Here is a 12,953-nt window from a genome sequence, read left to right on the forward strand (position 1 = left end):
AGAGACGTTGCAGCCGCTCAAGTAGTCTGTATTCGTGGACTTGCAGCCGTGGGACACACGGTCAAGATGCTTTCTGAGGGTAAATTCACTGGAATCCAGAGGACGGAAGAATCCCCGCTCTTATAGGGCGGGGAGTGTCAATGAAGAACAGAAAAAAGCGATCGCCTCCCGTTGTTTAGAATTGGCAATTGAAGGAGAAACTTACGAATATACAACCATGTATCCCGAATTTGCTGAAGCGGCAAGGAACGATCGCGATCAGGATGCTGTAGCGGAATTTGAAGCTCAAACCCAAGAATCTCAAGCACACGCCCAACTATTCCGTAAAGCTGCCCACAATTTTGGTTTACTTACGAGCATTGAACAGCATCATGCCCGTCAATATACTGACGCCCTGAGTAGTTTAGAGGGTCAAACTGTAACCAAAAAAGCTCCTAGCGATGAACCGACGACTCAAAAATGGATTTGCCGTCAATGTTCCATGATTTACGATCCAGTAAAAGGTGATCCGGATTCTGGTATTGCTCCTGGAACTCCTTTTTCCGCTATTCCCGATGACTGGGCTTGCCCGATTTGCGGTGCCAAGAAAAAACTATTTATTCCCTATGAAGAACCGGCTGCTGCTTAGTCAGTTGTATAGACGTTGCAGGCAACGTCTCTACAACTATCTTTTCGGTTGCACCCATAACTGACTAAACCCGCCCCGACTTAGGTTTCTCAACCTTTGATCGTGTAAGTATTATCTAGTTATTGGTCATAAAAATGGGCTAAAAAATCGGCAACTTGTGCGGGATATCGTCCAATAGCGGTTTCATCAGAAAGGACAATTCCATCAAATCCGGCTTGTTGAATATCGTATAAATGCACAACTTCAGTGCGAGTAGGTTGGGGAAAATGGGTCATATATTCTAACACTTGACCCGCGAGAAACTTGGGACGTGATAATTGCGGAAACTGGGCAATAAACGCGGCTTGTAATTGTCCGAGTGCTTTGAATCCCACCTGCGCTCCTAAATCGCCGCGACAGAACCACAATTCATCAAACCCTTGATCTAGTTGGCTGAGATAGCCCATAGCTTCAGGGCGTTCGATTTTGGCAATTAAATAGCGATCGCCAATCTGCTGGCGAATGGGTGTAACCTCCTTCCCGTCTAAGACAAAGGAACAGGCAAATTGCACAAAGGGATACCTCAACCCCAACTCAACCGCCCTCTGATCATGCTGGCTTAATTGGGTAAACGGTACAGGATGATCAACTCGATTAATCCCTTTATAGGAACTTAATTCTCCATTGGTTATAACGTTAGCCGTCGCACTCTTATCCCGGATTTCGATAACTTCGAGTTGAATTCGGGCATCATTGAGTGACAGTTTATCCCCAATCTTTAATTCTTGGAAGAATGTTTGGTGTGGAATCGGCACTTGGGTGATATGATTAGAGGAGTGACCGAAAACTAATCGAATTTCTGAGGGCAGATCGTCACAACTGGGATAATTCCCAATTCGCATTTTAGCGCCTTGTAGATCTAAAACCAGCGGTAAGGCTTTCCCTTGTTCTGTGAAAATTTCTGCCAAGCGTTCTAACCAGGTTTTTAAGCCTTCTGCTGTTAAATGGGCTACATTCAGCCGAAAGCGATCAGCGGTTTGGGACAAGTGAGTAATCAAGGGTTTCGTTTCAGTTGCCGGTCCCAATGTCAATACCGTTTTCATCGAGAAGCACATCACAAAAACATGGGAATGGGATTAAGCTGTGCCTCGTTTAGGGGTGCTTTTAACCATCCCAACTTAACCGGAACATCATAAAGCCTTCCGGGAGCAAATTGCGCCCAAAAGTTACGCAAACCGGGAACGACAACTTTAACCACACTCATGGCAATATCGGGACGAGTTTGGTTGAGAACCAGGGTTTCTAATCCCTGTTGAGCGGCGATATCTACACAGCGTTTGACATCCTCCAGGCAATCCTCACTCCAGCACTGAGTATAATCCTGATAAACTTTAGCGGTAGCTTTACTGTCGGGTGCGAGATAGGGTTGATTTTCTAACGTCGCCGTTTCGCACCAGGTTTGCATATCTTGACGCGAAAAGGTGGCTTGGCTATTCGGATTAGCACCATTGGAGAGAAATACTATCTGGTTCATTTCTGTCACGGCTCGCGATAGAGCAATGTTAACATCGAAATGAGTGCCAAAACCGAAAAGAATATCTTCGGGTTGTTTATTCGTGCGTCGGGAAATGGCGGCAAAGGTGGGAATATTTAGATCACTGGTAATGTCTAATACCCATAAATCGCGGTGTAGGGTTTTGTAATAGGTTAGCAAGTTTTGCAAATAGGGTGACTCAAAACTATCTAATTGTACCATCGGTCTAGGGACACGGTTATACCACCACAACGCCACGGCGTCACGCTCGACTACTTCCATGAATCCCTGGAGGATGGCTTCTTCGATGGTATTACCTGCGGCGTTACCGTTGGTGTCAGCACCACAAAATTCATCTGTTTCGGGAAGGGGATAGCCGAAGTAACAATAGGCGGTGGGAAGATATTTAACGTTTTGGTGAGTGAGGGACCAAACGGGGGTCCAATCAATTTCTTGCGTTTCATCGAAGGGTTCGGGAATCCAGTGAATGACGTGATGGTTTTGGTTCCATTCCTGTCGAATTCGATATTGGTATTCGCTGTAATGGAAACAGGTATAGGGGTGAATCGCTGATTCTCCCAGTTGGGAGTATGTTGCTCGAATTCGAGGTTCATCCCCGGTATACATTCCAGAATAGCGTTCAATGGCTTCTGCAAAGGCACTGGCTTTGGCTTGCTGATCCGTTTTTCCTTTACCTGTGCTGTTAAGGTGTACCGCTTGACGCCAATTATTCAAGTCATTGTCTGCTGGTGAGAGAGAGTGTTCGGCGAGATAAATGTGGATTAAATCATGGCTCGTTGGCAAAGGATTAAATAAGCGTTTGATCACGCCTGTAATCGGACTAATGTGATAGTCATATCGTTTTACTGTTTCTTCTGGGGAACAGGTTCGGTGTCCGCCATCGGCTGTAAATTGTTTGGTTTGACTTGTTAGTAGAAGGGGTTGAATGTGCTGTTGGTACAGGTATTTGGGATCACCACAACGGGGACATTGGGGGCGTCGAACTAAGCGGTGACGTTGCAGGGTTAAATTGACCACATCAAGGGTGATGATTGTGCCGATAAGTTGGTCGTTTTTGCCCGTAATCCATTTAATGATTTCTGTGGCGGCAAGGTTGAATCCTGTGTGCAAGGTAGAGGGTAAAATGGAACGAGAAACGGGAAACGGTGCGGCACTTCCTTTGTAGTCTTGGAGTAATAATTCGAGTTGGCGGTTCAGTCTCAGGCGTTGGGCTAGACAGTGCCAACATCCTGTTTTACCGGGGTAAAAAATGGGTCCTATCCAAATAACAGCGCCGATGGGTTTAATTAATAACCAGGGGGTTTGAGTTTGGAGGGCGTTTTGATTGAACGCATCTAGACGAATGTGTAGATAATCATCGGTGAGGACGATGGCTAAATCTCCTACATCGCTGACAGAGATTCTTTGGGAGTTTAGGGTAGCAATAAAGGGTTCTGTGGGGATGTTACCGAAGGCGGTTACAGAAACATTAGTGTTTTGCAGTTTATGGAGGGCGATTTGGGGATTAATATCCAGTAAATGCCAAAAGGCAGACGCTTCAGGGGGTAAGGTATTATCGGTTTCAGTAATATACCCTTTGCGCTCTAAAAGGGTTAGGGCATAATTAATTTCAGTGGCAGAGGCTTGTCCTTGCAGGGCTTGAATCATGTCATCAATAGAGTGATGACCATCTAGCAGAGGCGCAAGCAGTACATACAGGCGTCCGTGCAAGGCAAAATGGTTGTTTTCGCTTAATAGGAAGACATGCTTGGGGGGGGCAATTTCAACGTGGAAATGCTCTTTGAATTTGGGTCGATTGAGCATTACTTTTAGAAAGTTTCAGGGCAGAAGGGGTGAGGGGGTGGAAGTGAATTTTAGATAGTATAAAGAATGAACCCTGATAGATGCTGCGATCGCGTTTTATGACTCCTTTCTCTTAGTTGCTACTTAATGCGGCAACGGGTAGGGGAGTTGATAGTTGTCGCTTAATCTCCTGTATCTGTTGCTTTAAGGTATCGAGTTCGGCATTCATGGTGCTGATTTGAGTATCTTTATCTTGAAGCTGCTGGTAGAGTGCCTGGATGGCAGCTAGGGCGACGCCATTGGCGTCAACGGGATGAATCAAGCGATTATCCTCTCCCACTGCAAACGCCGCCGCAAAGTCCTGTGCCATCGGTCCAATATGACGGATTGTGGGATTCTGGTCTTTATAGTTCCAGGTTTCAATCGGCACAGTGGCGACTTTGGTGAGAATCTCCTGTACATCTACAGTAGCGAAGTTGGTTTTGAGGTTGCGATCGCTCCATGTACCACGAATTCGGAATGAGTCCTGGGTGGCATATAGACCCAAAATCTTCTGTGGTCCGACTAAACTCTCAACTGCATCATCTACTGGCTGTACATCTACATAGACATCGTAAGTGACTGTACCACCAACACAAGCTCCTGCCTCCTCATCCGATAGTTCTTCGAGCAAGCTAGTTAATTTACTTAAGCCTGTTTCTTCGGAATGCATAATTCTTTTCCTCAGAGACACAATTTATGATAATCTATATTAGATCAGACCAGCCACGTTTTTAAGAAATCTGTTATACAAACTAATTATGAAACGGCATCATCTCTGTTGGTGCAATGTAGTTGCACTCGTCTGCGGCTATGTGGTCAGCGTTAACCCAGTTGGAGCGCAAATTGCTGGGGATGGAACCCTATCCACCACTGTCGCTGCCCCAGATAATCTCAACTACACTATTTCAGATGGAGATCGTTTGGGTGGAAACCTGTTTCATAGCTTTAGCCAGTTTTCTGTACCGACTGGGGGGTCTGCGTTTTTCAATAACGCCCTAGATATTGAGAATATTATTAGTCGAGTGACAGGTGGCTCTGTCTCCACAATTGATGGGTTACTGCGTACTAACGGTACAGCTAACCTATTTTTAATCAATCCCAGTGGGATTATTTTTGGTGTGAATGCTCAGTTAGATGTGGGGGGTTCTTTTGTTGGCAGTACGGCTAATGGGATGACGTTTGCCGATGGCACAGAATTTAGTGCAACCACGCCTTCCCCACCCCTACTCACAATTAGCGTACCCATTGGTTTGCAATATGGCACGACAGCCCCAGGAATTCAGGTACAACAGTCAACTCTAGCTGTGCCGCCTGAACATACTTTAGCCCTAGTCGGTGGTGATATCGGCATCGTGGGGGGTAATTTAACCGCAGCAAGTGGCTGGGTTGAGTTGGTGGCTGTGGCAGATGCAGGTACGGTTGGGTTAAGTATTGCTAACAACCAAATTCAATTAAGTGTTCCCGATGATATCCCACGAGCCGATATATCCCTCACCGATGGCTCGTTTATCGATACCAGTGGCATGGGGGGCGGTGATATTCTGCTCATCGGTAAGCAAATTACCCTGGAAGATTCACGGGTAGAGTCCACGACGTTGGGGTCAGAACCCGGAGGAAATTTAATTGTAAATGCCAGTGAGTCGGTGAACCTGATGGGTAATGATGCTGGGGGACAGTTTGACAGTGGTTTATTTGCAGAAACCCAAAGCAGTGGCGCGGCTGGTAATTTGAGGATTACTACAGGAGAGTTAACTGTCCAGGGTGAAGCCAGGGTATCAGCAGCAACCTTTGGTGCCGGTGAAGGGGGGAATTTGACGGTAGATGCGGCTGAGTTGGTCGAGTTAATCGGGGTTGACTCTGAAGACGTTCAGCGATTTACAGGTATATTAACCGATGCGGGGAGTACCGGAGCTGCCGCAGACTTAACCATTAACACCAGACGCTTGATTGTCCGAGATGGCGCCCAGGTATCAGCGGCTACGTTTGGTGAGGGCGCCGGGGGACGGTTAACGGTGAATGCGACGGAGTCGGTAGAACTTATTGGTGTTTCTCCCTCTGATTTGCTATCGAGTGGCTTGTTTACGGCTACCCAGCCAGAAGCGACGGGAAATGCTGGAGATTTAGAGGTGAATACCATCTGGTTACTGGTTCAGGATGGGGCGCAAATTTTCGCCGGTACTGGTGGCGCGGGTGATGGCGGTAATTTGACCGTCAATGCGGCTGAGTCTATAGAAGTAACGGGAGTATCACCCATTGCGCTGTTTCCGAGTGGTTTATTTACGGCTGTTGCTGAAACAGGTACAGGCAATGCTGGAAGTATGACGGTGAACACGGAGCGGTTGAAGGTTGGGGATGGGGCACAAATCTTTGCTGGCACTTTCGGGACAGGTGATAGCGGGAATTTGACCGTAAATGCCTCTGATTCTATAGAAGTAACCGGCGTATCACCCGTTATTCTGTTGCCCAGTGGCTTGTTTAGTAATGCCCAGAATTTTGATGATACAGGGTTAACCGTAGGCAATGCTGGAGACTTAACGGTTAATACCAGACAGTTGATTGTCCAAGATGGGGGGCAAGTCGCGGCTTCGACTATCGGCAGGACCGGAAAAGGCGGAAATTTAATTGTGAATGCTACTGAGTCAGTAGACGTCAGAGGTACGGGTCCAGAGGGAGCAGTTGGTGGTAGTAGTGCGTTACTCGCGGATGCCACTGGCGGGTTTAATGATTCTGGGACAGTCGCGATTAATACCGGACAGTTGCGGGTATCCGATGGCGCCAGGGTGGCGGTTGGTAATCAGGGAACAGGCAATGCGGGGAATTTGCAGGTACAAGCGGGTTCTATCTTTTTGGATACTGAAGGTATCCTGAGTGCCGCAACGGCTTCCGGTGAAGGGGGAAATATTAAGTTACAGGCAGAGAGCTTATTATTGATGCGTCGCACCAGTCTGATTTCTGCCGAAGCTGGGGGGACAGGGAATGGCGGCAATATCGATATTGATACGGCATTCCTCGCCGCGTTTGAAAATAGCGATATCATTGCCAATGCGTTTGAGGGGAGGGGCGGGAATGTACAAATTACCGCCCAAGGAATTTTGGGAATTGGGTTTTGCCAACAGAATACCCCAGACAGTTGTATCACGGTCAGTTCTGACTTTGGTACTGATGGTGTCGTGGTGATTAATACACCAGAGGTTGACCCGAGTAAAGAACTGGTTACGTTGTCAGAAAATGTGCTGGATGTAAGTAATTTGGTGGCTCAAGGGTGTGGCGCTAGTCTAGGGGGAAACATGGGTCAGTTGATTGTAACGGGACGCGGGGGGTTACCGCCTGCTCCGGGTGGGATAATGCCCAGTGAAGTGGTTCTTGAAGATTTAGGGACCCAACTCATGCCAACGGCAAGAATGGGTGCGAGTCGAGGGATGTCCAGCAATTTGAAGCCTGCGTCTGCGGCTCCTATTGTGGAAGCCCAAGGTTGGATTAAAACGCCAGAGGGTCAGATTATCCTGACTGCCCAAGCGCCAACGGTTACTCCTGACGCTTCCTGGCACCGTGGCGTGAGTTGCTCGGTACGCTGAGAATGGACGGGGATGGGCAGATAAATGTTGGAGGGACCAGGTATGGGCAGATAAATGATTGATAAACCAGGGATGGGCAGATAAATGATTGATAAACCAGGGATGGGCAGATAAATGATTGATGGACCAGGGATGGGCAGATAAATGATTGATAAACCAGGGATGGGCAGATAAATGATTGATGGACGAGATGGACGAGTGATGGGGCGAAGCATTCGCGTTGGGAATTGGGCAGAAAACCGAGAGATTGGGGCGCGAATGCTTCGCCCCTACAGCCCCTACCGCCCCTACAGGAAGGCGTTTGTTTTCGCCTTGTGCTTCGCCTTTTCGGTTTTGATTGTTTGTTTGCTCCATATCCCAGCACAACCGGCACAGGTTGTCTCCTGTTCGTCTACCGAGTCGGTTTGCGCTTTGCCGTCTGCCGTCTGCCCTTTGCCGTCTGCCGTCTGCCCTCCAACTCGATTGTCCCAGCAGATTCAAGAGGGGAGAACTTACTATGACGCAGGTCAATTTGCCCAAGCGGCTTACGTCTGGGAACAAGTGGCGGCGTCTTTGGCATCCCAGGGCGATGAATTAAATCAGGCGATGGTGTTGAGTAATCTGTCTTTGGCGTATCAACATCTGGGACAATGGAGTCAAGCTAAGGGTGCGATCGCGAAAAGTCTGGAACTTTTGACAAATGCACAAGAGACGGGTGATAAACTGGCACGTCCTCGTGTCTTCGCTCAAGCCCTCAACACCCAAGCCCAGTTACAGTTTACCCTGGGTCAAACGGAGCAGGCTCTGTTCACCTGGCAACAGGCGACGGAGGTTTACCATCAGGCAGATGATCTCCCTGGAATCCTACGCAGTCAAATTAACCAAGCACAAGCCCTAAAACGCCTCGGATTTTACCGTCGGGCGGTGAACAAGTTAACCGAGGTGTATCAAACCCTGGAAAACCAGCCCGATTCCCTGATTAAAGCGGCGGGATTGAGAAGTCTAGGCAGTACGTTTTTGTTGGTTGGCAATGTAGAGTCCGCTCAAACCATTTTGCAGCAGAGTTGGCAAGTGGCTCAACAACTAGACTCTGCCCTAGAAATGAGTGCCACACTCTTAGACTTAGGCAATACAGCCCGAGCCGGACAAGAGATAGAAGCCGCAATGGAATTCTATCTCCAAGCCGCCGCGATCGCACCGTCACCCCGGCTGCGGCTTCAAGCCCAACTCCATCAATTAAGCCTCCAGATTCAACAACAACAGTGGCAACAAGCCGAATACCTTGTGCCTCAAATTCAGTCCCAACTGGATACCATACCCGATAGTCGCGGTTCAGTTTATGCCCAGATTGACCTGGCGAAAAGCCTCATCGCGTTATCCCCAAATCATTCTGATCCGGAAAAACTGTATACTAATGCCGGACGCCTCCTGGCAAAAACCCTACAACAGGCTCAACGTTTAGAAGACAAACCCGCCACCGCCCACGCCTTGGGAAATCTGGGCAGCTTATACGAGCAAACCCAGCAATGGGACTATGCACAACAGTTTACCGAACAAGCCCTGCGCCTTGCCCAAGCCATTCAAGCCCCCGATATCGCCTACCGCTTTTCCTGGCAATTAGGGCGTCTGCTCAATGCCCAAGGGAACACACAAGGTGCGATCGCGGCGTATACTGAAGCCGTTGATATCCTCCAAGGATTACGCCAGGATTTAGTTGCCATTAGTCCAGACGTGCAATTTGCGTTCACCGAAACCGTCGAACCCGTCTATCGACAACTGGTAAATCTTCTCTTACCCACAGGAGAAGAAAACCCCAGCCAAGACAATTTAGTTCAAGCCCGAAATGTAATTGAATCCTTAAAATTAGTCGAACTGGAAAATTTCTTCCGAGAAGCCTGTTTAAATCCTCAACCCCAATCCATCGATCAAGTTGATCCCACCGCTGCTGTTATTTATCCGATTCTATTACCAAACCATTTAGCCGTCATTCTGTCTTTGCCGGGACAACCCCTAAGCTATTACGAAACCCAGCTTGCCCAAGCCGAGGTAGAATCAACCTTAGAGCGGTTCCGTCAACTCCTCAGTTCCAAGTTACCCAGCCGCGATCGTTTGCTTTTATCTGAACAAGTCTACGACTGGCTGATTCGACCCATTGAGACGCACTTAACCGCCAATGGTATCAAAACCTTGGTCTTTGTTCCAGATAGCGGTTTACAGAACATTCCCATGGCAGCACTCTATGATGGGAATCGCTACCTTCTCGAATCCTACAACATTGCCATCGCACCCAGCTTACAATTAGTAGACCCCAAACCCCTGCCCCAGCAAACCTTAAGAACCCTAACAGCCGGATTAACCCAAGCCCGCCACGGGTTTAGTTCTCTACCCAACGTCGCCCAGGAAGTTGCCCAAATTAAGACAGAAATACCCAGTGTCGTGTTGCTGGATCAAGACTTTACCAGAGACGCCTTATATAAAGCCATTGAGTCATCCTATTTCCCGATTGTTCACATCGCCACCCATGGTCAGTTTAGCTCCACGGCTCAAGATACATTTGTATTGGCTTGGGATGAACCGATTCAGGTCAAACAGTTCGATACCATTCTCCAATCTGCGAACCTAAATCGGCATCAGGCGATTGAGTTACTGGTTCTCAGCGCTTGCGAAACCGCACAGGGAGACAAACGAGCCGCATTAGGGTTAGCCGGTATGGCGGTGCGAGCGGGTGCCCAGAGTACCATCGGCAGCTTATGGCGTGTGGATGATGCGGCGACTGGGGAATTTATGAGTGTGTTTTATCAGGAATTAACCAACAATCCCAGCAACAAAGCCGAGGCGCTGCGTCGAACTCAGTTAGCACTCCGGCAAAAGCCTCAGTACCAATTTCCTTACTACTGGGCACCGTTTGTTTTAGTGGGAAATTGGTTGTAAGAAGCAGGGGGAACAGATACATTCGTAGGGGCTTGAGCATTTGCGCCCAGATGTCTCGATTTTATGCCAATACAAGAGCTAACCTGTCTTACTATCGCTATACTTAATTATTATTTTCATTATGACACTATACGATCGCGAATAAATGGAGATGCGGTATGATCTAGCATTTGCTTGTTAAAATTTCTGTTAATTCTCGTTTTAGAGTGTCATGGCTGATACCGTTCTCGACGTTCGCAATCTGCAAGTCAAATTTAAAACCGATGAAAAGGAAGTCCTGGCTGTTGATGGGATTAGTTTTCAAGTGAAACGGGGGCAAACCCTGGGTATTGTCGGCGAGTCGGGTTCGGGGAAGTCAGTCACCTCACTGGCGGTGATGGGGTTAGTGTCAACTCCGGGTAAGATTACTCAGGGGGAGATTTATTTTAAAGCCAAAGCCGATGGCGCTCAACCCAAAGACTTGCTGAAGCTGAACCAGGAACAAAAACGCCGGTTTCGGGGTGGTAAAATTTCGATGATCTTCCAGGAACCGATGAGTTCCCTCAACCCCGTGTATACAATCGGGTTTCAGCTTATCGAGGCTATTTTACAGCATCAGGACATATCCAAAGGCGAAGCACGGCGTCAGGCGATCGCACGGTTGCAAGAAGTCCGTCTGATTCCTAGTGATGAGGAACTTAAACAGGAGTATGAACAGGAAAATCCTGATCGCGTCGCCGCTACAGATCGAGCGATTAGCCAGTACCTGAATCAGCGTAAACAGGAAATGCTGAAGCGCTATCCTCACGAACTATCGGGGGGTCAATTGCAACGGGTGATGATTGCTATGGCAATTGCCTGTGATCCAGAGATTCTGATTGCGGATGAACCCAGTACCGCCTTAGATGTCACCGTACAGGCGGAAATTCTGGACTTGCTGCGGGGGTTGCGAGATCAGCGAGGAATGTCAATGATTTTTATCACCCACGACTTAGGCGTGATTGCCGAAATTGCCGATAGCGTGGCGGTGATGTATCAGGGGAAAATTGTCGAAAGTGGCGATGTCTGGCAGATTTTCTCTCATCCCCAGCATCCTTACACGAAAGGATTATTAGCTTGTCGTCCGACTTTAGAAAAGCATCTAAAATACTTACCCACTGTTGCTGACTTCATGGAGGAGGTGACAACAGATGAGGGGAAGGTAGAAATTCGCGAAAAATATCCGACGATTGATGAAAATGGGGCAAAGATTCAGCGAGATAATCTCGCCATTGCTGATGCTTCAGCCTCTCCCCTACTTGCTGTTAAAAACCTCCGGGTGGGGTTTCCTGTATCCAACGTATTTGGCAAGACTAAACGCTATATTATGGCGGTCAATGATGTGTCCTTTGAGGTTTACAAAGGAGAAACATTGGGACTGGTGGGGGAATCAGGCTGTGGTAAATCGACCCTTGCTCGGACATTATTGCGTTTAATTGAACCGATGGGGGGTAAGGTTATATTTGACAATAAAGATATCACCCATCTAAAAGGCAAGCGCTTGCGGCAAATGCGGCAAAAAATGCAAATTGTTTTCCAAAATCCTTTTAGTTCCCTAGATCCCCGGATGAAGATTGGGGATGCGGTGATGGAACCATTGGTAATTCATAAATGGGGGGATAACGCCAAAGCACGTCGCGATCGCGCCGCCTATTTGTTTGATCGGGTGGGTTTAAAGCCAGACTGGATGAACCGCTATCCCCACGAGTTTTCTGGGGGACAACGCCAACGGGTTTGTATCGCCAGGGCGCTAGCACTTGAGCCTAAGTTTATTATCTGCGATGAATCGGTTTCTGCCTTGGATGTGTCGGTACAGGCGCAGGTGCTGAATCTGCTCAAGGAGTTACAGAGTGAGTTAAAGGATGAGTTGAATCTGACTTATATCTTTATCTCCCATGACTTGAGCGTGGTTAAATTTATGAGCGATCGGATCATGGTGATGAATAAGGGCAAAATCGAGGAAATTGATGACGCACAAAGCATTTACCGGGAACCGAAAACAGAGTACACGCGCCAGCTGATTGCATCTATTCCCACCGGAAGCTTGGATCGGATTCAGCAACAACAAGCAGGGCGAGGATTGATTCCTTGGTCTGATATTAGCGAGTTGTCTGATGGAAACAAACCCTCGGCTAAACTCCAGTATCAGCTTTTTGCCATGGTTCAGGGGGATTGGCAAGTGGCTAAGGGATTACTGAGTCAGGTGAAAAGGATTAATCAGGGACATTCTGAGGATTGGTATTGGCAAAAAGTCATCCGTGATTTAGAACGCGATCGTCGATAGATTCAGGTGGGTTTCAGGAATAATTTCCTCCACCACGGAAGTCATCAAATCCGAACTAGGGAAGTATTCGGAAGTCTGTACCAAGTTTAGACTCAGTGCGGATATTCAACTCTTGCGTTGCTAGATTTGTCTCTAGCAATCCCTAACAGAGCAGCGATAGCTAGGTTAGGGTTGTTGAAT

General features: G+C 47.9%; 6 protein-coding genes and 2 pseudogenes. 5 read left to right on the plus strand and 3 right to left on the minus strand.

Annotated elements, in window-relative coordinates; all coding sequences use genetic code 11:
• Window positions 1–126: pseudogene (locus RIM23_RS29375) on the plus strand (RNA-guided endonuclease InsQ/TnpB family protein); the annotation flags it as partial.
• Between the two features lie 7 nt (window positions 127–133).
• A pseudogene (locus RIM23_RS29380) lies at window positions 134–628 on the plus strand (rubredoxin); the annotation flags it as partial.
• A 119-nt stretch (window positions 629–747) separates the two neighbouring features.
• Here the strand turns inward: RIM23_RS29380 and RIM23_RS29385 are convergent.
• From RIM23_RS29385 to RIM23_RS29395, 3 genes are all read right to left on the minus strand, one after another.
• The gene (locus tag RIM23_RS29385; protein ID WP_446371858.1) at window positions 748–1,710 is read right to left on the minus strand and encodes a pyruvate kinase; all 963 of its coding nucleotides are present in this window, start codon (window positions 1,708–1,710) and stop codon (window positions 748–750) included.
• 11 nt (window positions 1,711–1,721) lie between these two features.
• On the minus strand, window positions 1,722–3,965 hold the full coding sequence (locus tag RIM23_RS29390; protein WP_446371860.1) for a TOMM precursor leader peptide-binding protein: 2,244 nt from the start codon (window positions 3,963–3,965) through the stop codon (window positions 1,722–1,724).
• Window positions 3,966–4,077: 112 nt separating this feature from the next.
• Entirely contained in the window at window positions 4,078–4,656 is a 579-nt protein-coding gene (locus tag RIM23_RS29395; RefSeq protein WP_446371862.1) for a tail fiber domain-containing protein, read from the minus strand.
• Between the two features lie 88 nt (window positions 4,657–4,744).
• On the opposite strand from RIM23_RS29395, the gene RIM23_RS29400 reads away from it, so the two are divergent.
• The 3 genes from RIM23_RS29400 (at window position 4,745) to RIM23_RS29410 (ending at window position 12,773) form a co-directional block, all read left to right on the plus strand.
• Window positions 4,745–7,561 carry a two-partner secretion domain-containing protein gene (locus tag RIM23_RS29400; protein ID WP_446371864.1) on the plus strand — a complete coding sequence of 939 codons (2,817 nt, stop codon included), beginning with the start codon at window positions 4,745–4,747 and terminating at the stop codon, window positions 7,559–7,561.
• 174 nt (window positions 7,562–7,735) lie between these two features.
• Window positions 7,736–10,471, plus strand: coding sequence for a CHAT domain-containing protein (locus tag RIM23_RS29405; RefSeq protein ID WP_446371866.1), 2,736 nt, complete (start codon window positions 7,736–7,738; stop codon window positions 10,469–10,471).
• A 211-nt stretch (window positions 10,472–10,682) separates the two neighbouring features.
• Window positions 10,683–12,773, plus strand: a complete 2,091-nt coding sequence (locus RIM23_RS29410) for an ABC transporter ATP-binding protein (protein WP_446371868.1) — start codon at window positions 10,683–10,685, stop codon at window positions 12,771–12,773.
• Window positions 12,774–12,953 lie beyond the last annotated feature (180 nt).

The sequence above is a fragment of the Coleofasciculus sp. G3-WIS-01 genome, from assembly GCF_040223135.1.
In the GTDB taxonomy this organism is placed as follows: domain Bacteria; phylum Cyanobacteriota; class Cyanobacteriia; order Cyanobacteriales; family Coleofasciculaceae; genus Coleofasciculus.

What these genes read in the sequence shown, in the direction of transcription:
- RIM23_RS29385 (WP_446371858.1), bottom strand. Translation starts at nt 1,710, where the DNA reads ATGAAAACGGTATTGACATTGGGACCGGCAACTGAAACGAAACCCTTG.
- RIM23_RS29390 (WP_446371860.1), bottom strand. Translation starts at nt 3,965, where the DNA reads ATGCTCAATCGACCCAAATTCAAAGAGCATTTCCACGTTGAAATTGCC.
- RIM23_RS29395 (WP_446371862.1), bottom strand. Translation starts at nt 4,656, where the DNA reads ATGCATTCCGAAGAAACAGGCTTAAGTAAATTAACTAGCTTGCTCGAA.
- RIM23_RS29400 (WP_446371864.1), top strand. Translation starts at nt 4,745, where the DNA reads ATGAAACGGCATCATCTCTGTTGGTGCAATGTAGTTGCACTCGTCTGC.
- RIM23_RS29405 (WP_446371866.1), top strand. Translation starts at nt 7,736, where the DNA reads ATGATTGATGGACGAGATGGACGAGTGATGGGGCGAAGCATTCGCGTT.
- RIM23_RS29410 (WP_446371868.1), top strand. Translation starts at nt 10,683, where the DNA reads ATGGCTGATACCGTTCTCGACGTTCGCAATCTGCAAGTCAAATTTAAA.